Raw genomic sequence first — 21,238 nt, forward strand, 5'->3', positions numbered from 1 at the left:
ATTTACAGAATGGAAAGAGATAAGAGATTTACGTGGAAAAGATTTTAAATTAATGAGAACACCTCTTGTATATGATGGAAGAAATATATATGACACGAAAGAGATGAGTGAAAATAATATAGAATATTATTCAATAGGAAGATAGGTGTTGATATGAATAAAAAATATTTAATAACAGGAGCAGCTGGTTTTATAGGATATTATTTATCCAAAAAATTATTAGAAGAAGGAAAAGTAGTAATTGGAATAGATAATATTAATGATTACTATGATGTTAACTTAAAACATACAAGACTGGGTATTTTAAATAAATTTGAAAACTTTAAATTTATACAAGAAGATATTTCAAATAAAGAAGAAATATTAGAAATATTCAAAGAAGAAAAACCAAATATTGTTGTGAATCTAGCAGCTCAAGCAGGAGTAAGATATTCAATAGAAAATCCTGATGCCTATATTAAAAGTAATATAGAAGGATTCTTTAATATATTAGAAGCTTGTAGATATTATGAAGTTGAACATTTAGTTTACGCATCATCAAGCTCTGTATATGGAAATAATAAAAAAGTACCATTTGAAGAAAGTGATAATGTGGATAGTCCAGTATCTTTATACGCAGCTACTAAAAAGTCAAATGAATTAATGGCAAGTACTTATAGTCATTTATATAAAATACCAGCAACAGGACTTAGATTCTTTACAGTATATGGTCCAATGGGAAGACCTGATATGGCCTACTTTGGATTTACTGATAAATATTTTAAAGATGAAGCCATTCATATATATAATAATGGTGATTTTGAACATGATCTTTATAGGGATTTCACATATGTAGATGATATAGTGGAAGGAATAGAAAAATTAATAGATAAAGGTCCCAATATTAAAGAACTTCATAGAGTATTTAATATAGGAAATAATAATCCAGAGAAACTAATGACATTTATATTAACTTTAGAAAAATGCTTAAGTAAGTCTTTAAATAAAAATATAGAATTTAAGAAAATATATGAACCAATAAAATTAGGAGACGTCCCAAAAACCTATGCATCAACAGATAAATTACAAAACGAAATAGGATTTAAACCAAAAACAAGCATAGAAGAAGGACTACAAAAATTTACAGATTGGTATGTGAGGTATTATTAAGTTAGGAGAGAATAAAAAGTGAAAATACTGATGTTAGATGTCTATGGTAGAAGTGTGAAAAGAAAAAAAAGATATGGCGCTCAAAAAAGTATGGATGAATTAATTAAAACTTTAAGTGTTGAAAATAATTGTGTACAAATTTATTTGGAGGATGAAATATCGAAAATAAAATTTAAACAAAATAGAATATTATTTCCTATTTCAAAAAAGATAAATGTTTTTGGAGGAAAAATATTAAGGTATAATTTTTTTCAAAAAATTAAGTTAGCATTATCAATATTGTTTTTTCAAATAAGATTATACTTTTTATTAAAAATAGAGAAACCAGATGTTTTTTATTGTAATGATATAAGAAGTTTTTTTATGGTTTTTTTAGCAACAAAATTATTAAAAATAAAAACTATAACATATATAAGAGTTGACATAAAAAATAATTTTGTAAGTAGAAATTGCTTAAGAAACTGTGATAAGATTATAACTATCTCTAATGGATTATTAAACGATTTAGATCAAAATTTTGTAAAAAAATATAAAAATAAAATAAAATTAATTTATACAGGCTTTGATTTTGATACATATGACTATAGTTCTAAACTAGATAATTTATCAAAAGACAAAGTTAGAATAGGGTATGTGGCTTCAATAAATCCAAGAAAAGGATTAGACTTTTTAACTGATATTTTAGAAAATAATCAAAAGATTAAAGACAAATACCAATTAGTTATAGCAGGAGGAGTTATTCCTAATTATGAAGAATATTGGGAGAAAATAGAAAATAAATTAAAAAGTAACAATATAGATTACGTATTTTTAGGATTTCAAAAGAATATAGATAAGATTTATAACTCGATAGATTTTTTAGTGCTACCTTCTTTATCTGAAGGGTTACCAAGATCAATTATAGAAGGAATGAGTCATTCAATTCCAGTTATAGCAAATAACGTAGGAGGAACTAATCAAATATTAGAAAGTGGAATTAATGGATTTTTAATAGAGGTTGGCGATAAGGTTAATTGGGAAGAAAAAATAGAAACTTTAATATTTGATAAAGGATTAAGAATTTCTATGGGGAAAAAATCAAGAGAAATAGTAATAGAAAAATTTTCAATAACTAAATATAAAAAAAGAGTGCAAGAAGAGTTTTGAATTTAAGGAGGTGAAATTATTTTAATAAAAATTTATAGAAGAATATTTTCAATAAGTAAAGTAATTTTTTTTAAAATTATTTTTAGAAAAAAATTAGAAATTAAAAATTATTTAAAAAGCTATTGTTTAAATGGGACTAAAATATATATAGATAAAGGTAAATGTATATTTAAAGGATCACCTTGTTTAAGAGAAAACATAAAACTAAATATAAGTTCAGGAATATTAGAGATAGGAGAAAATACTTTTATAAATACAAATACAACAATTAATTGTAGAGAACAAGTAAAAATAGGTAAAAATTGTTTGTTTGGTGAAGGAGTTAGAATATATGATCATGATCATGTATTCTATTTGTCTGATAAACTAGTAGAAAGAAATAAATTTAAAACAAAATCAATATTGATAGGGAATAATTGCTGGATTGGAGCAAATGCAATTATTTTAAAAGGAATAAAAATAGGAGATAATTCTGTGATAGGTGCAGGGACAATTGTAACAAAAGATGTCCCTAAAAATACTATATTTCACTCAAAACAAAATTATTTTTTTGAAGAAAAAATTAGGGAGGATATCCATGATTAAAGTTTTACAGGTAGTGGATAGTATGAATTTAGGGGGGATACAATCATTTTTAATGAGTATTTATAGAAATTTAGATTACGACAAAATTCAGTTCCATTTTTTAGTTCATACAGAAAAAGAATGTTTTTATGATTCTGAAATTAGGGCATTAGGAGGAAAAATTTTTAATGTTCCCGCTAGAAATCAGGGTATAAATAAAAATAGAAAAGCGTTGATTAAATTTTTTGAAAATAATAAGAATTATCAAATAGTTCATATGCATGAATCTTCCTTGTCTTATATAGAACCATTAAATATAGCTAAGAAATTTGGAGTTAAGACAAGAATAATTCATAGTCATAGTACAGGTTTTTCAAAAGGGAATTATATACATAAAATTTTGCATAAATTTCATCAATTAAATATAATAAAAATATCTACTCATAGATTTTCTTGTTCTGATAAAGCTAGTAGGTGGATGTACGGAACAGAAAATGGGGTTACAATAATTAAAAATGGAATTGATTTAAAAAAATATAATTTTAATATGAAAATAAGAGAAGAATACAGAAAAAAATTTAAAATACAAAATAATATAGTAATAGGACATGTAGGAAGATTTACATATCCAAAAAATCACATTTTTTTATTAAAAATTTTCAAAAAATTACTAAGTTATAATGAAAAATTTATTTTATTATTAGTTGGAGAAGGCCCTTTAAAAAAAGAGATAGAGCAGTTATCAATGAAATTAAATATAAATAATAAAGTTATTTTTTTAGGTGGCAGAAAAGATATTAGTAAAATTTTACAGTCAATGGATATATTTTTATTTCCCTCATTATATGAAGGATTACCGTTGTCATTAGTAGAAGCACAAGCTGCTGGATTAAAATGTATAGTTTCAGATTCTGTAACTAAACAAGTTAATTTAACTAATTTTTATTATGATTTTTCTTTAGAAAAAAGTTCTTTAGAATGGGCTAAATTTATATTAAAAAATATAAATTATAGAAGAAATTGTTGTATTGATATCTTAAAAAATAAAGGTTTTGATATAATAGATACTGCAGTTTGGTTACAAAAATTTTATGTAAAAGAATCTGAGGAGAAAAATGAAAGAGATGAAAAAAATAAAGTTAACAAGTAAAATAAAGTACATATATTTTATGAGTATATATGTATTGCTTTTATTTTTTGTGATAAGTCAAATTAATTTGCAAATTTTTAATTCTTGGATTTGTTCAATTTCATGGATTATAGTATTTAATTTATTAGTTAATTTATATTTTATAAAAAAATTGAAGATATCTTTTTTTAGTATGATTAATTTTTTTTTAATTTTTTTATATTTATTCCATTTTGGTCAAATTTTATTAATGGGTCTTATACCTGCATATAAATTTAGTAATTTTAATTATATAAAAATTATGAATGTTGAAATTTTGAAAAAAACAGTTTTTATATGTATCCAATTTATAAATTTTTTTTTACTGGGGATTATTTTATTAAAAAAAGAAATAATAATCAAAAAAAATATTAGTAAACAGTATGATAATTTAGAAAAAATAAACAAATTAAATCTATTAAAAAAAGTAGGATGGACATTTATTATAATATCTTTTCCAATACAGATATATATAGATAGTTCTAATTTGGTTTCAGCTTTCTTAGGAGGATATAGGTCTACATTTTCAAGTAAATTACCTGGATTAATAGGAGCTATTGGTTATTTTTTATTTACAGGAGTGGGGATTTTAATAATTGCATATAAAAATAAAAAAAGGAAATCTAAAACAATTTTTTTTGGAACAATATTATATTTGTTAGGAACAATGCTTACAGGAAATAGAGGACATCAAGTTGTAACGATAATAGTGTTGATATATTTGTATGTTAAATTAAATATGAATATAAATATAAAGTTTTGTTATAGAATGTTAATTATTGCATTTTTGGGAATGGTTTTTATAAATGTTATCTATGACATGAGAGGGCATGGAATAAATTATTTTTTTAATAATATGAATATTTTAATAGTGGAACAAATTAAATCAAATCCATTTTTAGAATTAATTGAAAGCTTTGGAGAAACTATATATACTCCTTATTTGGTGGTTCAAAAAATAGATAAAATAATCCAGCCCACATATGGGAAAACTTATATTTATTCGTTAGTATCAATATTGCCTAATATAGGAGGTGCTTTTACTAATATTAATAATTCTGCTGCTTTTCAAAAAATGTTAAATGTTCCAGTTATAGGGGGTTCTTTTTTAGGGGAGGTGTTTTATAATTTTAAATATATAGGTTTTTTTGTAATGATAATTTTAGGAGGAATATTAGGAAGAATATCTGAAAAATTAGAAATATCTTTTATAAAGAAAAACTATATAAATATAATTTATATTATTCCTGTTTTTATTAATACTTTATGGTGGGTAAGAGATTCGTTTTCATATATAGTTAGACCTATTATTTGGCAATGGATTTTAATGTATTTTTTAATTAAAATTTTCAAGAAAAGAAGGAGAAAAAGTGTTAGATGAAAAAATTAAAATAACAATGATTATTCCTGTTTATAATGTTGAAAAATATATCTTAGAATGTATAAACAGTATAGAAAGTCAGTCTTATAAAAATATAGAGATACTTATTATAAATGATGGCTCTACAGATAACAGTAAAATTATTTGCGAAGAATTACAACAACATAATAAAAATATAAGAATTATTAATCAGTTGAATGGGGGAGTTTCTGTTGCTAGAAATACAGGAATTAATAATGCTAGTGGAGATTATATAATTTTTATTGATTCGGATGATTATTGGAATGAAAATATTTTAGAAGATATTGTAAAAGAAATATATGAAAATAATTTTCCAGATTTAATTTATTCTAAAGGAAATTATATTCTAGATAATGGAAAATTAAGAAAAACTGTATATAAGATTAATTTAGAAACAGTGAAAAGAAAGAATGGTAAAGAATTATTAAGTTATTTATTAAAAGATTTTAATGAAAATATTTGGAGTGTTTGTAGAGGAGTATATAAGAAAAAAATAATATTAAAAAATAAAATTTATTTTAAAAAAGGAAAAACATTAGGAGAAGATGCAGATTGGTTTTTTAGATTTTTATGTAATTCAGAACACAATATTTTTTTTGAAAAACTATATTATGTTTACAGGGTTAATAGAAAAGGCTCAGCTATGGATATTATAAATTATAAACATTTAAATACTTATTTAGATATAGTCATAGAGTGGATAAATAAATATTATGAAGAGCCAAATGAATTAAATAAGGTTATTTGTCAGAAAATTAGTAATAACTATATTGATTATTTTAAGTATATAATGTTTTATTCAGAAGATGAAAGAAAAGCGTTGATGTATAAAATTAAGGGTTCTGGGTTATTTAAATTTGTGACTATAAATAAAAATTTACAAATAATAAGAGAAATACAAGAAAATAAAGAATATTCAATTCTTAATAAACTTAATAAAAAATATAAAAGAAGAAAAAATTTAAAAAAATTAGTATTAAAATTTAAAAATTTAATTTTGAAAGGAATAGCATGAAAAAAATAGGGATTTTAACATTTTATTATCCGGAAAATAGAAATTTTGGAGCATTACTACAAACATACGCATCATTTAATATTTTAAAAGAACTAAATCATTCTCCAGAGATAATTAATTATAATAATACAAGGGATTTTAAAAATAAAGGAGCAAAAGGTAAAATTTTTTTATTATTTAACATGATTTTAGGTAGAGTAGGTTTATTTATATATCCAAAAAATAAAAAAATCAAATTAGACTTTTATTTTGGGTTTAAAAAATTTTTAAAAAATTTTTTAAAATTAACTTTAGCTTCTCATTCGACAAAAAAATTAAAAAAATTGAATAAAACTTTAGACATATTTATAGTAGGAAGTGACCAAGTTTGGAGAATGTGGAACAAAAATGATTTTTTTCCTTCGTATTTTTTAGATTTTGTAGATGAGGATAAAAAAAAGATATCTTATGCGGCTAGTTTTGGTCTAGATGAATGGAAAGAAAAACCAGAAATAACTAGTAAAGTAAGAAAATTATTAAAAAGATTTGATTATATTTCTGTAAGAGAAGAAAGTGGAATAGATATTTGTAAAAAAACTTTTGGGATAGATTCAGTTTGTGTGTTAGATCCCACTTTAGTTTTGCCAAAAGAAAAATACCAATTAATAATAGATGAATACAAAGATAAAAGTCATTTAAATAAAAAATATATTGCTCATATGCTTTTAGATGATAATGATAATTTGAGAAAATATAGCAATAAAATAGCAGACAGATTAAAATGTGAGATTAATTATATAAAAGGACATTATAAAAAAATATTATGGAAAAAAATATTTGTATATAATGGTGTAGGTCAATGGTTAACTTACTTAAAAGATAGCGAATTAGTAATTACAGATTCATTTCATTGTACAGTATTTTCAATAATATTTCATAAAAAGTTTATAGTTATAGCTAATCCTCAGAGAGGAAATACTAGGCTTGAGAATTTGTTGAACATTGTAGGATTAGAAGATAGATTTTTTACTGATATAAAAGAAGTAGAAAATAGTGGGATATTAGAAAAAGAAATTAATTATGAAGAGGTAGAAAAAAAATTGAATGTTAAAAGAAAATATTCAATAGATTTTTTAAAAAATGCATTAGGAGAAAATTAATGAAAATAAATCAATTAAAAGTAGGGGCAATACTTTCTTATATTTCAATAGGTTTAGGAACTCTTATTTCTATTTTATATACTCCTATTATGTTGAGGTTACTAGGGCAGAATGAGTATGGATTATATAGTTTAGTTTCTTCAGTAATTGCTTATTTAGGATTATTAAGTTTAGGTTTTGGTAGTTCTTATGTGAGATTTTATTCAAGATATAAAGTGAAAAATCAAGAGGAAAATATAGCTAAACTAAATGGATTATTTTTAATTGTATTTTTTATTATAGGGATAGTATCTTTAATATTTGGAATTATTTTTTATATTAATATTGGTCAAATATTAGGAAATAAATTAACTATTAATGAAATAGAAAAAGCAAAATATTTAATTTTAATTATGGTTATGAATATTTCTTTTTCTTTTCCTTTAAGTGTTTTTAATTCATACATTACTGCTAATGAAAGATTTTTATTTCAAAAGTTAGTTCAAATATTAAGAACAGTAGTCAATCCATTTATTATGCTTCCAATCTTAATAATGGGTTATGGTTCTATTGGAATGGTTATGGTTACTTTTATAGTAAATATTTTGATAGGAATTTTAAATGTTAATTACTGTAAAAATAAATTAAAAATGAAATTTTTATTAAAAAATCCAAATTTTAAGTTATTAAAGGAAATAAGTGAGTTTTCATTCTATGTATTTTTGATAATGATAGTTGATCAAGTAAATTGGAATGTAGATAAATTTCTTTTGGGGCGATTCAAGGGGACAATTTCAGTAGCAATTTACGGATTAGCAGCACAAGTAAGTACATATTATGTTCAGATTGCATGTATTATTGCAACGGTTTTTGTTCCTAGAATTAATAGAATCATAGCTTCATCAAGTGACAATAAATTAATAACAGAAATTTTTATTAAAATTGGAAGATTACAGTTTATATTATTATCTTTAATTTTTACGGGTTTTATATTTTTTGGAAGACCTTTTGTTTTATTTTGGGCAGGAAAAAGCTATGAAAAATCCTATATTATTATAATTATATTAATTTTAACAGTAACAATCCCTTTAATTCAACATATAGGAATGGAAATATATAGAGCAAAAAATCTACACAAATTTCCGGCATATTGTTATATAATTATAGCTGTAATTAATGTAATAATAAGTATTCCATTAGTGAAATTATACGGTGCAATAGGGGCATCTATAGGAACTGCAATATCATATGTTTTAGGAAACGGCATAATTATGAATATATATTATTTTAAAATAGTAAAAATAAATACGATATTATTTTGGAAAAATATATTAGGATTTTTTCCGGGATTAGTAATAATATCTATTTTAGGAATTTTAATTAATAGATATTTTAATTTGTATAATATATATAATTTTTTTATTTTAGGAATTATATACGTTATAGTTTTTATATTTTTGATGTGGAAATTTGGAATGAATTCATATGAAAAACAGTTGTTTAAAGGATTAATAAATAAAATATTAAAAATATATTAAAAGGAGAAAAGTTATGTTTATAAAAAAAGCTTTAATAGGTACTAAAAATTTTATTAAATATATAAAAAAAGGTGGAGTTGTAAATGTTGAAATAAATCAAATAAAATATAATGATATTTTAAAAAATAAAAAAGTTTTGATAACTGGAGGAAGTAGTGGAATAGGATTAGCTATTGCTAAAAAATTTATTTCAGAGGGAGCAATAGTAGTTATAACAGGAAGAAATATAGAAAGGTTAAAGAAAGCAGAGAAAGAAATAAACAACAAAAATCTTTCTATAATAGAATGGGATATAAGTGATATATCTATAATAGAAAAAAAATATAATGAAATTTTAAAAAAAATAGGAACTTTAGATATTTTAATAAATAATGCAGGGATAGATTCTTATAAAAATTTTGAGGATATAGATATTAGTATTTATAATAATGTAATTAGAACTAATTTAGATGGAGCTTATTTTTTATCTCAAATTTTTTCAAAAAATTTAATAAAAGATAAAATAAAAGGTAAAATAGTAAATTTATCTTCAATTAGAGGAATTTATGGAGCGTCAGAGCCTTATGGTATTTCAAAATGGGGAATTACAGGAATGACTATAGGATTAGGAAGAGACTTGGCAAAATATGGTATAAATGTGAATGCAATTGCTCCTGGAGTAACAGCAACACCAATAAATGGAATAAAAAAAGAGGATAATTTATATATTGAGAGATGTAAGAATAAAAGAGCAGGGTTACCAGAGGAAATAGCTGAATTGGCATTGTTTTTATGCAGCAATGCAGCTAACCATATTGTAGGACAAGTAATTGTTTGTGATGGTGGAGAATCTTTAATTTAGAAAGGATAAATATGAAAATAATAATAGGATTAATAATATTATGTACAGTAATTATGTTGATTTTAAATAAACTATATATGAGAACAAATTATTATAGAAATAGCATTTTACAAGTAGATAAATTTATCAAAGGGGTGCCAAAGGATTTAGAAATAGTAAATACAGGAAGTTCTTATGCTAGATTTGCATTAGATTACGATTATACAAAATTAAAAGGATTTAATTTTGGGTTACAACCACAGTCATTATCATATGATTTTAGGATTTTAAAACAATATAAAGATAATTTAAAAGAAGGATGTAAAGTATTAATAGTGTTACCTGATTTTGTATTTAGTTTTTTAGATTATAAGACGGAAATTCATAATATAAAGTATTATTATTTTTTAAAAGAAAATTATATTTTAAATTTTTCAAAATTAAAAAGAAGTATTTATACTAATTTGCCATTATTAAGTAGTTTAAATCCTAAAATAATTATTTTAAAAACTTTAAAAATTTTTAAAGATAGTAAGAAAAATAAAGAATTTGATTTTGAGGAAAATAAATTAAAAAAAGAAAAAGTAAAGCTAGCAGCAAAAAATAGAGTTTGTGGATGGAAAAAGGAATTTAATTTACCACAAAATTTAAATGAGGAAATATCAGAAGAATTAGTTTTAACGTTTAATAAAACAACAAAACTATTACAAGAGATAATTGAGTATTGTTTAGGAAATAATTGGAAACCTATTTTAGTAGTTCCTCCTTGTTCTTCAGAATTAAATGAGTTATTACCTAAAAATTTAATTAAGAAAGTTTTATATGATAATATAGAAAAAGCTAATAAAAGAAATATTCCACTTTTAAGTTATTTATATGATGAAAAATTTCAAGATTCAAGCTTATATATTGATTCAGATAGATTAAATAAAAAAGGTAGAGAAAAATTTACGAAAAAAGTAATTGAAGATATGGAAGAGAAAGGAATATAAAATGATTTTAAAAATAAATAGAGTAATTAGTCGTTTAAGAAGAATGTTAAATTTAAATTTTGTAAATTGTATATTTTTAAATTATTTTTGTAATAGGATAAAAGTAAAAAAAGGGAAAATAATTTCGTTTAAAAAGAGTATTTTTATTTTACATAAAAAATCAAAAATTATTTTAAATGGAAATTTAATTACTAATGGTAACTGTATAAAAAATAATGGAAGAAGTACTATAGTAAGATTAGATGAAAATTCTAAATTAAAAGTAAATGGAAATTTTAATATTTATTATGGGGGAGATATTATAATTTTTAAAGATGGAAATTTAGAATTAGGAAGTGGTTTTTTTAATTCCAATATAAAAATAAGATGTAAAAATAATATAAAAATAGGGAATAATGTTGCAATTTCTCATGATGTAACAATAATGGACTCTGATTTTCATAGGATAACTTATGAAGATGGCAGCAAAAATATTCAAAGTGCTTCTATAGAGATTGGAGATAATGTATGGATAGGAAGTAAAGTCTTGATTTTAAAAGGTGTTGAAATAGGAAATGGTGCAATAATAGCATCAGGTTCTGTTGTAACAAAAAGTGTTCCTGAAAATACTATTGTTGGAGGAAATCCTGCTAAAATTATAAAAGAAATAAAAGGATGGAAATAATGATTATAGAAATTCTAGATAAGAAAGATTGTTGTGGGTGTAACGCCTGTAAAAATATATGTCCTGTTAATTGCATTGGGATGAAATATGATACAGAAGGTTTTTTATTTCCAATTGTAGATAATTCTAAATGTATCAATTGTAATGCTTGTATAGAAGTTTGTCCTTCAATAAAGCAACCAATACTTAATAATTTATTAAAAAATCCAGAAATAATAGCAGCTTATAGTAAAGATAATAAAAATAGAATTAATAGTACTTCTGGTGGAATGTTTACAGAGATAGCTAAACAAGTATTAAAAGAAAAAGGAGTAGTTTTTGGCGCTAAATATAATAAAAATTTTAAAGTTGAACATTCTTTTATTGAAAATATAAAAAATTTAGAAGAATTAAGACAATCAAAATATGTTCAAAGTAATATGGGGGATATTTATAAAAAAGTAAAAGAATTTTTAGAATCAAAAAGAAAAGTATTATTTGCAGGAACTCCTTGTCATATAGCAGCATTAAAAAATTTTTTAAAAAAGGATTATGATAATTTAATTCTTGTAGATTTTTTATGTAGGGGAGTAATATCTCCAAAAGCTTATGAGCAATTTTTAAAAAGTTTAGAGAATGAATATAATTCAAAGATAAAAATAGTTTGGTTTAAAAATAAAGATAAAGGTTGGCATAAATTTAGTACAAAAATTATTTTTGAAAATGGAAAAGAGTATTTAAAAGATAGATATCACGATGTTTATATGAGAGGATATTTAGAAGGAAATTTATATATAAGGAAAAGTTGTCATAATTGCAAATATAAAACTTTACCAAGAAATTCAGATGTTTCTTTAGGTGATTTTTGGGGAATAGAGCAATTTAAAAATCATTTAGATCAAGATAAAGGTACTTCTATTTTTATGATAAATTCTTTAAAAGGAAGAGAAGTTTTTAACAAAATAAAAGATAATTTAATATATGAGAAAGCAACTTTAAAAGATGTTTATAGAGGTAATAGTGCTTTAACGGTTTCAGCAGGCTTAAATGATAAGATAAAAAAAGATAGAAAAGAATTTTTTGATAACTATTTAAAAGAAGATTTTTCAGAACTTGTTGAGAGAATTTTAAAGAAAAGTTTTAAAGAAAAATTTATTTTAATTTTAAGAAAAATTATTAATAAGATAAAAAGGGTAGTAAAGAAAATAATATTTAAATAAAATAAATTTTGTTATTCAGGAGGGGGAAATCAGAAAGGTAACTAAGGCAGTAATACCTGCAGCAGGTTTAGGAACGAGGGCACTTCCCGCAAGCTCAACCTAAAGAAATGTTGGTTATAGTTGATAAACCATCACTTCAATATATAGTTGAAGAGTTAGTAAAATTAGGAATAACAGATATTGTAATAATAACAGGAAGAAATAAAAATTCAATAGAAGATCATTTTGGTTATTCCTTTGAACTAGAGGAAACTCTAAAGGAACAAGGAAAAGAAAATTAATGATAGACGCAATACGCAAATGTTAAGAAATGGTAAAAAAGCTGTAGCTCATAATTTTAATGGATAGAGGTATGATATTGGAAATAAAATAGGATTACTAAAAGTAAATATTGATTTTGGATTGAGAAATAAAGAAACAAGTAAAGATCTAAAAAAATATTTAAAAGATATAAAATTAAAATAAACTATTGACAAATTAATAGTTTAGAGTTATAACTAAGTTAGTGTTAAAGCCTTAATATGAGAAGGCAGTTAACATATATATATATTATTATTTTTATGTCTTTTTATTTTTGGGCTCTGGGATTTACCAGAGCCTTTTTTGTATGGTATAATATATTTGTGAGATTATTATACTTGGGGGTGGATGTATGAAAAGATTAACAATAGTTGGTGGAGGTAGTAGTGCACATGTACTGGCTCCTTTTTTTTCAAGCCTAAATTATGAAGTAACTGTTCTTACAAGAAGACCAGAACTTTGGAAAGAAAATGTAAAAGTAGAATTTCAAGATGAATTTGGAAAAATAGTTAAAGAAGTTGGTGGAAGATTACATAATATAACTTCTGACATATCTCTTGGAGTAAATAAGGCAGATATAATTGTTCTTTGTTTACCAGTAGCTAAATATTTTCATATGCTTATGAAGATAGGTGAGCATCTAAATAAAGACAAGGAAGTTTTCATTGGAATGCTTTATGGTCAAGGTGGAGTTGACATGATGTTTGAGGAAATGAAAGCTAAATTTAATTTAAAAAATATCACGTATTTTTCATATGGTCTTATTCCTTTTATATGCAGAACAAAAAAATACGGAGAAATTGGAATAACATACGGAGCTAAAATAAGAAATGTTGTGGCAGTTAATCCTAAAGAAAAATTTAATGAATTAAATGAAATCTTTTTAAGTAAAGTTTGTCATTATTTTTTTAATAATGAAAAGGTTTACCAGGCTGATAATTTTCTTTCATTAACACTTTCAGCAAGCAACCAAATTATTCATATCTCAAGAATGTATGGCCTATATTACAAAAATAAAAATGGCTGGGACAAGAAAGAAGATATTCCATATTTCTATAAAGACTTTGATGAGTTTTCAGCTAAAACTTTAGAAAATCTAGATGAAAATTTTGAAAAAATAAGAGAAAAAATAAGAAAAACACATCCAGATGAAGATTTTAAGTATATGATAAATTACCTAGATATTGTAAACTTTTCTTACGGTTTTTCAAATGAAAATATACAGGAAGCATTTACCTCATCTAAAACTTTAAATCAAATTAAAACTCCAGTAATGCTAGAAGATGGAAGATATGTTTTAGATAAAAATAGTAGATTTTTTACAGATGATATATTCTATGGTCTTGCTATAGCAAAATGGTACGCGCTAAAATATAATATAGATGTTCCTACAATAGACGCTCTAATAAAATGGGCAGGAAAATATTTAGGAATAAAGATATTAGAAGGAAACACTTTAAATGAAAATGTAAGATACAATAATATAGAACTAGGAATCCCAACAAAGTATAAAAACCTTTAGTAGCTTCTACTAAGGGTTTTTTCTTTGTTTCACACTAATAAATAAAAAAAAATCATGCAATATATGCAACATATGCAACATATGCAATATATGCAAGATACGTTTTTGACTTTCTTGTAAAAAGGTTTAAAATATAAGTTAGATAAAATATTTTAATATACAAGATATATTAGTTGGGAGGCTAGTTATGAATCACAGTTTTAATATTAATTTGGCAGTGGAATATGGTGTATACGAGGCAATCCTTATAGAAAATATGGCTTTTTGGATAAAAAGAAATATGTTAAATAATAAAAACTATAAAGAAGGAAATTATTGGACATATAATAGCTATAAAGCTTTTAGTAATCTTTTCCCATATATGAGTATGAGAAAAATACAAAGAGCATTACTAAAATTAGAAGAATTAAATGTTATTAAATCAGGAAGTTTTAATAAATTATCTTATGATAGAACAAAATGGTATACCATTGTAAGTTCAAAGATAAAAAGCATCTATGGGATTTTTACAAATGATAAATCCAATGTGCCAAAATGTAAAATGCATGATACCAAAATGTCTAATGGGGTAAGCCAAAATGTTAAACCTATACCAGATATAAACACTAATATAAAAACAGATATAAAAACTACTACTAATGGTGGTGGCTCTCTTGATCCTAGACAAAAGGAAGTAAAAGAAATTGAAGAAAAGCTAAGCCTTTCTAATCTGGAATTATCAACATGTAAAAATATTATGAAAATCGTAATTGATAAAAGAATAAGTTTTGAAAGATTTACGAAAGTCCTAGAATATACTAAAAGCCATATAAAATCTGCTGGATTTATGGTTTCTGCCCTAAGGGATAACTATACCATAAATGATAATAATTTTAAAGGAAATGGTCCTAAACAAAGATCTGAAATCATTGATGAGGAAATAAAATTATCTAGAAAAAAAATGGATAAGCAAGAACAAGAAAAGGAAAAAGATCTACAGGATAGAAAAGCTCTTGATGACTATTTTAAATTTTTACCAAAGGAAGAACAAGTGAAAATAATGGATAAAGCAAGAGCTATAGCTAAAAAAAATTATGGATGTGTATGGGAAGTTATGTGTAGAGTAAAGGTAAAATATGATATTTTAAGAGATAAAAAAAGACGCCAATATAAAAATATCAGCATCTTTTAAATTCCCTATTTTTCTTCATCTATTTTTTCATCAGCATAAGTTCTCATGAAATTTACTAGGGTTTTTGTTAAAATAACTATCTTTTTTTTAATTGAATAGCTAACAAATTGTCTTTGATGTTTTCCTAAATAAAGGGATGTTCTACTAATTTTTAAAGTTTTTGAAACCTCTGGGATAGTAGCAAATTGTCCAAAAGTCTCTAATAAAATTTTAAGTAATGTTTTTTCATCATTATTTTTTGGTTTTGATTTCTCAATAATCTCCTTATCAGTAATATCATACACAAATAAATTATTTTTTTTCATAATATCATATCCTCCTCTTTTAAACCTTCTTTAAAATTAATAATATTTTTAATATATAAATCTATTTTTTCACCTAAAGCATTTCTAATAAAAGAAACTTTAAAAATAGAATGCAAATCTAAATGTTCCTTTGCTAAAGAACTTTTAGACATAAAATATAAAGCTTTAATGATGTCATCTTTCCCAAATAAAGAACAAGCTCTAAATATTAAAAGATAATCTTTTACTACAATTTCTGTTTTTTTAAAATCTAAATAATCATAAAGTTTAATCATATTCTTTACTAACTTTATATTAGCCTCCTTATCTTTTCTAAATTTTTTAGCTATTAATTCTTCATCAAAATCATTGGTAATTAAATAAAGATTTCTAGCACTAGTAAGTTCTCTCATATACCCAGTATGTCTGTACTTATTTTTATTACATAGTTTTGAATTATTAGCTCTAGAATCCTCTAAGTATTTGTTTTTTTTTAAGAGCATAATTAAATTACTGCAGCTTGTCTTTGTTAAAGAAGTAGGTCCCCCTAAAAATTCGTTGTTAAATAAACATTTTTTGTGTTTAGTACCAGCATGAATAATACTCATTAAAATTTTTGAAGTAGAAGAAGCAGCAGCGTCAATTAAAATATTAAATGGGATAATTAAATCTTTTCCTGGTTTTTTCTCCATAAACGTCCTCCTTAAAATAAATTTTTTTATTCAAATTTGAATCCTTAACTAAATAATATTACAGAGGTTAACTTACGTCAAGATTCATGAAAATATGGAAGCTTTCAAATTTTTTTAAGCAACATATGCAATATATGCAACATATGCAACATATGCAATATACGTTCTGGACGAAATAATATTAAAAGAATATAATGTATTTGTAGATGAGAAGACCTGCAGGAATCATAAGTCTATTGGCAATTTAAATATACCATAAAGTTATTTAAGAATACGTTTTTAGATTAAGGAGATATATTATGGATATAATAGAAGTAAAAGCAATAGTAAAAGATACTTTAAAAAAATTACAAGATTCAATTAAAAGAGAAGTTAATTACAAAAAAGAAATTGCAGATGATAGAATAGCTTTAAAAGCAGTATTAGCTGATCAAGCAGATGGAGCTGAAATAGATTTAGATGCTGGTTACAAAACATATAATGAATGGATCGAGCAACTTAATAAAGAAATAAAAACTGGAGTAGCTTCCCTAGATAGAATAGGAAGAGAGAAAGCAGAAGTTATTGCCTATCAGTTTTATTTAGATAAGGCTGTTGAAGAAAAAGCATAGTAAAAATAGGATGCTAGGTTTTCCTAGCATCCTTATATATTAAGATAATATTTATTAAAAGGAAGTGTTAATATGAAAGCTAATATCTTAAAATTTATTGAAAAATTTATGTGTAAATATTTAGGACCAGAAGTTTTAGAAGATGTTGTATTATCTTTTTTAAAGGAATTAGTAAACAAAACTGGCTCTAAGATAGATGATGAAATTTATAATATTGTATTTAATAGAGTTGCTAAGGGAAGTGGCCATGATGATAGAATACTTTAAATTTGGATTTACTATTTTAGTAACTATAATTGGAACTTTATTTAGTGTTTATAAATATTTCAAGAAAGAATTTCAAAAAAAGGCAGATAAGGATAATGTAATAAAGGCTTTTGAAGATCTTTTTATGGAAGTAGAAAAAAAAGTAGATAAGATGCTATATGCAAAGGATATTGAATTTTTAAAAAAACAAATTAATGAAAACAATAAATCCCTCTATAAAAAGCTAGAAGAAATGCGAGATGATATGAAAATTGTAAAGGAGTACCTACTTAATAAATAACTTAAAAAAGGCTATTAGTATTTTATATTAATAGCTTTTTTTATTAAAAATTATTAATGCAAAATAAATATAGATTGTAAAAGTATAGAATGTTTGTTAAAATATTAGAGAGTATTAATTAAAGATTTAGGAGGAAAAAATAAAATTATGTGTCAATACGATTATTTAGAAGAGATGAAGGATGATGAAATAGATTTAGTGGAAATAACAAAGATAATAGTAAAAAGAAAGGTATTGATAATTGCAGTAGCTATTTTAATATCAATAATATCTTTAATTGCAGGAGGCATTAATTATTCTAGAGGTAAAAGTGTAACAACTATTATAGGATATAGTTATGAAGATATAGATAAAGGTTTAAATCCAGATGGTTCTCAGTTTACAATAGGAGAGCTAAAAAATAATATTATAGCAAGAAGAGTGTATGACAAATATCCTATATTAAAAGAGAAAGGGATAACTTTAACAGATTTTATATTTTCAATTAAGATACAAGGAATAATTCCAAGTGACATTTCTAATTTAACAGAAACAAATTTAAAAAAAGGTAAAAAGTTTATGTATAATCCAGTTGATTATAAGATAACATTAAGATTAACAGGAGATACAAAGCTTGATGCAGAAATTTTAACAGATTTAACGACAGAATATATTTTATATTTTAATCAAAAATATAAAAGTAGTGAAATTGTACCTTTAATAAAAATTAATGATTTTTCAGGATATGATTATTTAGATATAGTTAGAGTTTTAGATTCTAATATTGAAATTGTAAACAATATAACCTTAAGATTAGTAGAAAAACCTTTTGTTTCTAAAAGAGTAGGACTTACATATGAAGATATAGATAAATTACTAACTAATTTAAAAGAAATAGATTTGAAAAATATTAGTTCAACAGTTGAAATAAGTAATATTACAAATAATATTTCTGAAAGAAAAAGAGTTTTAAATAATAATATAAGAACTCTTAATTTAGAAAAAAAGAAAGCTGGTGGGAAAGCTGAAGTTATTCGTGGAATGTTAAAAGATTATAAACCAGATGCTAGAAAAGTAATGTTACCTACTTTGGGAGAATCAGAAATAAAAATATCTACAGAAGAAAAATATTATACTAGTTTATTAAAAGATTATGAAACTACAGCTACAGAAATAAAAAATTTAGAAATAGATATAGCTGAAGAAACAAGAAAATTAAACGAATTAAGTGATAATAAAGAAATAAAAAAGCAAGTAGAAAAACAAATAGAATTAGTAATAAACAAATATAATTTTATAATTTCAAAAATGAATATAATGAATAAAGAATATTATAATAAATATTTTTCAGATAGTGTAAGAGTAATGTCTCAGACAAGTGTAGTAAGTAATTCAAAAGCGAATATAATAGTTCTTGCAGGTATAATTTTAGGAATTATGATGGGACTAGGAAGTGCATTTATAGCTGAATTTATAGATTATTATCATAAAAATAAACATAAAGTAAAATAGTTAAAAAAATTATTTTCTTAAAGATTGTTAGTTAAATACTAACAGTCTTTTTTTTTATTGATTATAATTTTTTTGTTGTTGAAAATATTTTTTTGTGGAAATAGTTTGTTTTTGAAAATATATGTTGTATACTTAGCTTGAGAGTAATTTATTCATTGTTAAGGACTTTTATTTATAATGATTAACGAGAACATAAGTATTATTTATACAAAATTGTAAAGGAGTTTTAGAATATGGGAAATAAGAACACACAGAAAAATTATGGGTACAACTATGAAGGCTATTATAATGACGCTGAACAAGAAATTGATTTAGTAGATTTAGTGTTTACAATGATAAGAAGATGGAAACTTATTGTTTTAACAATAATACCAGTAGTAATTATTGGTTTTTTTCTTGCTTTAACAAGGCCGTCCATATATAAAGCTGAAACAACTTTAATGGTTTCTAGTGGAATGGCAAGTATAGGAATAGATAATAGTGATATATCCCTTAACCAGAAGTTAGTTATAACTTACTCAGAAGTTGCAAAAAGTAGAAGTATATTAAAAAGAGTAATAAATAAATATGATCTTGAAACTAGTCCAGAAAGTTTAGCAAAGACAATTTCAATATCTCCAGTTTCAGATACTGAGATAATAAAATTAAGCTATAAAAATAAAGATCCACAACTAGCAGCCTCTGTAACAAATGAATTTGCAAAAGAATTTATGAATAAAGTGGTTGAAGTTATGAATATTAGAAATGTAAAGATTGTAGAACCAGCAGAAATTCCAACTCACGCACTACCTAAAAAAAGAACAATTATATTAGCAGCTTTTATTATATTGGGGGCAATGCTAGGAATGGGACTTGCTCTAATAATAGAAAGTATACATAAAAAACTTAGAAAGCCTTCAGAAATAGAAAGTATTTTAGAAGCTCCCATGCTTGGGGTTATTCCTAAATTTAATGTGAAGGATGATGAAGATGGGGAGGATGATAAGTAATGGGTAAAAGAAAAATTTTTTTTAAAGGACACGAACAAGCAGAAGTAGTAGAAGCTTTGAGAGCTGTTAGAACTAACTTAAGTTTTTTAAATGAAAAAAAAGTAGGAAGAAAGATAATATTTACAAGTGTTATTCCAAATGAGGGGAAATCTTTTCTTGCTTCTAACTACGCAGCAAGTATTGCAACAGCAGGGAAAAAAGTTTTACTTATAGATTGTGATATTAGAAGACCTAGAGCCCATGAAAGTTTTAATGTTAAATTTGATAAAGGGATGGAGTCAGTTCTTATGAATGAAGCAACTGTAGATGAGGTTATAATAAGAGACGCATTACCTAATCTAGATATATTACCATCAAAGCATGTAAATAAAGGAGTAACTGAGCTATTTTTAGGAGAAAGAATGGAGGAAATTTTAGATTCTTTGAGTCATCATTATCATACAATAGTACTTGATAATCCACCAATAGCAGTAGCTTCAGATTCTGTATTATTATCAAAATTTGTTGATGGTGTGGTATTAGTTGTTGGATATGATCAAGTATCAAAAAAAGAGCTTGAATTTGCAAGAAAAATGCTAGATACAGCTCACGCTAATGTATATGGTTTTGTTGTAAATAAAGTAGATAGATCAGGTCTATCTTATGGAAACTATGGATATTATACTAATTATTCATATTATTATAAGGAATATTATGGAGATAATCATGAAAAAATTAAGAAAAAGAAAAAAATAAATCATAAAAAAATGGGAAAAATTGAAAAGTTCATGTATAAATTTGGAAAGGAATATAAAAAGCAAATATCTGGTGATTTAAAAGGAAGAAGAGAATAATAATATATTGATAAGGCAGGTAT

At 23.8% G+C, this 21,238-nt stretch carries 22 protein-coding genes and 1 pseudogene; 21 read left to right on the top strand and 2 right to left on the bottom strand.

Annotated elements, in window-relative coordinates; translation table 11 throughout:
• Positions 1 to 153: 153 nt before the first annotated feature.
• The 15 genes and pseudogenes from Q7K47_08610 (at position 154) to Q7K47_08680 (ending at position 15,768) form a co-directional block, all read left to right on the top strand.
• Positions 154 to 1,149 (top strand): GDP-mannose 4,6-dehydratase, encoded by a 996-nt coding sequence (locus tag Q7K47_08610; GenBank protein ID MDP0507260.1) that lies wholly within the window; start codon positions 154 to 156, stop codon positions 1,147 to 1,149.
• A gap of 18 nt (positions 1,150 to 1,167) precedes the next feature.
• Positions 1,168 to 2,295: a glycosyltransferase gene (locus tag Q7K47_08615; protein ID MDP0507261.1), complete on the top strand. Its 1,128-nt coding sequence runs from the start codon at positions 1,168 to 1,170 to the stop codon at positions 2,293 to 2,295.
• A 231-nt stretch (positions 2,296 to 2,526) separates the two neighbouring features.
• Positions 2,527 to 2,880 carry an acyltransferase gene (locus Q7K47_08620; protein ID MDP0507262.1) on the top strand — a complete coding sequence of 118 codons (354 nt, stop codon included), beginning with the start codon at positions 2,527 to 2,529 and terminating at the stop codon, positions 2,878 to 2,880.
• Positions 2,873 to 4,009 (top strand): glycosyltransferase family 1 protein, encoded by a 1,137-nt coding sequence (locus Q7K47_08625; GenBank protein ID MDP0507263.1) that lies wholly within the window; start codon positions 2,873 to 2,875, stop codon positions 4,007 to 4,009. The genes Q7K47_08620 and Q7K47_08625 overlap by 8 nt, the downstream gene beginning before the upstream one ends.
• On the top strand, positions 3,975 to 5,408 hold the full coding sequence (locus tag Q7K47_08630) for an O-antigen polymerase (protein ID MDP0507264.1): 1,434 nt from the start codon (positions 3,975 to 3,977) through the stop codon (positions 5,406 to 5,408). Before Q7K47_08625 ends, Q7K47_08630 begins: the two co-directional genes overlap by 35 nt.
• Entirely contained in the window at positions 5,398 to 6,444 is a 1,047-nt protein-coding gene (locus tag Q7K47_08635; GenBank protein ID MDP0507265.1) for a glycosyltransferase, read from the top strand. Before Q7K47_08630 ends, Q7K47_08635 begins: the two co-directional genes overlap by 11 nt.
• On the top strand, positions 6,441 to 7,583 hold the full coding sequence (locus Q7K47_08640; GenBank protein MDP0507266.1) for a polysaccharide pyruvyl transferase family protein: 1,143 nt from the start codon (positions 6,441 to 6,443) through the stop codon (positions 7,581 to 7,583). Before Q7K47_08635 ends, Q7K47_08640 begins: the two co-directional genes overlap by 4 nt.
• Entirely contained in the window at positions 7,583 to 9,100 is a 1,518-nt protein-coding gene (locus Q7K47_08645) for an oligosaccharide flippase family protein (protein ID MDP0507267.1), read from the top strand. Before Q7K47_08640 ends, Q7K47_08645 begins: the two co-directional genes overlap by 1 nt.
• Before the next feature lie 13 nt (positions 9,101 to 9,113).
• Positions 9,114 to 9,941 (top strand): SDR family oxidoreductase, encoded by an 828-nt coding sequence (locus Q7K47_08650; protein ID MDP0507268.1) that lies wholly within the window; start codon positions 9,114 to 9,116, stop codon positions 9,939 to 9,941.
• A gap of 11 nt (positions 9,942 to 9,952) precedes the next feature.
• Positions 9,953 to 10,912, top strand: a complete 960-nt coding sequence (locus Q7K47_08655; protein MDP0507269.1) for a hypothetical protein — start codon at positions 9,953 to 9,955, stop codon at positions 10,910 to 10,912.
• Between the two features lies 1 nt (position 10,913).
• Positions 10,914 to 11,576 (top strand): acyltransferase, encoded by a 663-nt coding sequence (locus Q7K47_08660; GenBank protein ID MDP0507270.1) that lies wholly within the window; start codon positions 10,914 to 10,916, stop codon positions 11,574 to 11,576.
• On the top strand, positions 11,576 to 12,775 hold the full coding sequence (locus Q7K47_08665; GenBank protein ID MDP0507271.1) for a Coenzyme F420 hydrogenase/dehydrogenase, beta subunit C-terminal domain: 1,200 nt from the start codon (positions 11,576 to 11,578) through the stop codon (positions 12,773 to 12,775). Before Q7K47_08660 ends, Q7K47_08665 begins: the two co-directional genes overlap by 1 nt.
• A 28-nt stretch (positions 12,776 to 12,803) precedes the next feature.
• A pseudogene (locus Q7K47_08670) lies at positions 12,804 to 13,240 on the top strand (sugar phosphate nucleotidyltransferase).
• A gap of 187 nt (positions 13,241 to 13,427) precedes the next feature.
• Positions 13,428 to 14,597 (top strand): NAD/NADP octopine/nopaline dehydrogenase family protein, encoded by a 1,170-nt coding sequence (locus Q7K47_08675; GenBank protein ID MDP0507272.1) that lies wholly within the window; start codon positions 13,428 to 13,430, stop codon positions 14,595 to 14,597.
• Positions 14,598 to 14,784: 187 nt separating this feature from the next.
• Positions 14,785 to 15,768 carry a hypothetical protein gene (locus Q7K47_08680; protein ID MDP0507273.1) on the top strand — a complete coding sequence of 328 codons (984 nt, stop codon included), beginning with the start codon at positions 14,785 to 14,787 and terminating at the stop codon, positions 15,766 to 15,768.
• 5 nt (positions 15,769 to 15,773) lie between these two features.
• Here Q7K47_08680 and Q7K47_08685 read toward each other — a convergent pair whose 3' ends face one another.
• Together Q7K47_08685 and Q7K47_08690 are read right to left on the bottom strand one after the other, a co-directional pair.
• A complete protein-coding gene (locus tag Q7K47_08685) occupies positions 15,774 to 16,073 on the bottom strand; it encodes a hypothetical protein (protein MDP0507274.1) in 300 nt (99 codons plus the stop codon).
• Entirely contained in the window at positions 16,070 to 16,744 is a 675-nt protein-coding gene (locus Q7K47_08690) for a hypothetical protein (protein MDP0507275.1), read from the bottom strand. Before Q7K47_08690 ends, Q7K47_08685 begins: the two co-directional genes overlap by 4 nt.
• Positions 16,745 to 17,043: 299 nt before the next feature.
• Between Q7K47_08690 and Q7K47_08695 the strand changes: the two genes are divergently transcribed.
• The 6 genes from Q7K47_08695 (at position 17,044) to Q7K47_08720 (ending at position 21,215) form a co-directional block, all read left to right on the top strand.
• Complete coding sequence (locus tag Q7K47_08695) at positions 17,044 to 17,355, top strand: hypothetical protein (protein MDP0507276.1); 312 nt, start codon at positions 17,044 to 17,046, stop codon at positions 17,353 to 17,355.
• A 72-nt stretch (positions 17,356 to 17,427) separates the two neighbouring features.
• A complete protein-coding gene (locus Q7K47_08700; protein MDP0507277.1) occupies positions 17,428 to 17,622 on the top strand; it encodes a hypothetical protein in 195 nt (64 codons plus the stop codon).
• Positions 17,603 to 17,902 (top strand): hypothetical protein, encoded by a 300-nt coding sequence (locus tag Q7K47_08705; GenBank protein MDP0507278.1) that lies wholly within the window; start codon positions 17,603 to 17,605, stop codon positions 17,900 to 17,902. Before Q7K47_08700 ends, Q7K47_08705 begins: the two co-directional genes overlap by 20 nt.
• A gap of 147 nt (positions 17,903 to 18,049) precedes the next feature.
• Positions 18,050 to 19,393 (top strand): hypothetical protein, encoded by a 1,344-nt coding sequence (locus Q7K47_08710; GenBank protein MDP0507279.1) that lies wholly within the window; start codon positions 18,050 to 18,052, stop codon positions 19,391 to 19,393.
• Between the two features lie 233 nt (positions 19,394 to 19,626).
• Positions 19,627 to 20,382, top strand: a complete 756-nt coding sequence (locus tag Q7K47_08715; protein ID MDP0507280.1) for a Wzz/FepE/Etk N-terminal domain-containing protein — start codon at positions 19,627 to 19,629, stop codon at positions 20,380 to 20,382.
• Positions 20,382 to 21,215, top strand: coding sequence for a CpsD/CapB family tyrosine-protein kinase (locus tag Q7K47_08720; GenBank protein MDP0507281.1), 834 nt, complete (start codon positions 20,382 to 20,384; stop codon positions 21,213 to 21,215). Before Q7K47_08715 ends, Q7K47_08720 begins: the two co-directional genes overlap by 1 nt.
• The last annotated feature ends 23 nt before the right edge of the window (positions 21,216 to 21,238 follow it).

It is taken from the genome of Fusobacterium sp. JB019 (assembly GCA_030673965.1).
In the GTDB taxonomy this organism is placed as follows: Bacteria; Fusobacteriota; Fusobacteriia; order Fusobacteriales; family Fusobacteriaceae; genus Fusobacterium_B.

What these genes read in the sequence shown, in the direction of transcription:
- Q7K47_08610 (MDP0507260.1), top strand. Translation starts at nt 154, where the DNA reads ATGAATAAAAAATATTTAATAACAGGAGCAGCTGGTTTTATAGGATAT.
- Q7K47_08625 (MDP0507263.1), top strand. Translation starts at nt 2,873, where the DNA reads ATGATTAAAGTTTTACAGGTAGTGGATAGTATGAATTTAGGGGGGATA.
- Q7K47_08630 (MDP0507264.1), top strand. Translation starts at nt 3,975, where the DNA reads ATGAAAGAGATGAAAAAAATAAAGTTAACAAGTAAAATAAAGTACATA.
- Q7K47_08640 (MDP0507266.1), top strand. Translation starts at nt 6,441, where the DNA reads ATGAAAAAAATAGGGATTTTAACATTTTATTATCCGGAAAATAGAAAT.
- Q7K47_08645 (MDP0507267.1), top strand. Translation starts at nt 7,583, where the DNA reads ATGAAAATAAATCAATTAAAAGTAGGGGCAATACTTTCTTATATTTCA.
- Q7K47_08650 (MDP0507268.1), top strand. Translation starts at nt 9,114, where the DNA reads ATGTTTATAAAAAAAGCTTTAATAGGTACTAAAAATTTTATTAAATAT.
- Q7K47_08655 (MDP0507269.1), top strand. Translation starts at nt 9,953, where the DNA reads ATGAAAATAATAATAGGATTAATAATATTATGTACAGTAATTATGTTG.
- Q7K47_08660 (MDP0507270.1), top strand. Translation starts at nt 10,914, where the DNA reads ATGATTTTAAAAATAAATAGAGTAATTAGTCGTTTAAGAAGAATGTTA.
- Q7K47_08665 (MDP0507271.1), top strand. Translation starts at nt 11,576, where the DNA reads ATGATTATAGAAATTCTAGATAAGAAAGATTGTTGTGGGTGTAACGCC.
- Q7K47_08675 (MDP0507272.1), top strand. Translation starts at nt 13,428, where the DNA reads ATGAAAAGATTAACAATAGTTGGTGGAGGTAGTAGTGCACATGTACTG.
- Q7K47_08680 (MDP0507273.1), top strand. Translation starts at nt 14,785, where the DNA reads ATGAATCACAGTTTTAATATTAATTTGGCAGTGGAATATGGTGTATAC.
- Q7K47_08685 (MDP0507274.1), bottom strand. Translation starts at nt 16,073, where the DNA reads ATGAAAAAAAATAATTTATTTGTGTATGATATTACTGATAAGGAGATT.
- Q7K47_08690 (MDP0507275.1), bottom strand. Translation starts at nt 16,744, where the DNA reads ATGGAGAAAAAACCAGGAAAAGATTTAATTATCCCATTTAATATTTTA.
- Q7K47_08695 (MDP0507276.1), top strand. Translation starts at nt 17,044, where the DNA reads ATGGATATAATAGAAGTAAAAGCAATAGTAAAAGATACTTTAAAAAAA.
- Q7K47_08700 (MDP0507277.1), top strand. Translation starts at nt 17,428, where the DNA reads ATGAAAGCTAATATCTTAAAATTTATTGAAAAATTTATGTGTAAATAT.
- Q7K47_08705 (MDP0507278.1), top strand. Translation starts at nt 17,603, where the DNA reads ATGATGATAGAATACTTTAAATTTGGATTTACTATTTTAGTAACTATA.
- Q7K47_08710 (MDP0507279.1), top strand. Translation starts at nt 18,050, where the DNA reads ATGTGTCAATACGATTATTTAGAAGAGATGAAGGATGATGAAATAGAT.
- Q7K47_08715 (MDP0507280.1), top strand. Translation starts at nt 19,627, where the DNA reads ATGGGAAATAAGAACACACAGAAAAATTATGGGTACAACTATGAAGGC.
- Q7K47_08720 (MDP0507281.1), top strand. Translation starts at nt 20,382, where the DNA reads ATGGGTAAAAGAAAAATTTTTTTTAAAGGACACGAACAAGCAGAAGTA.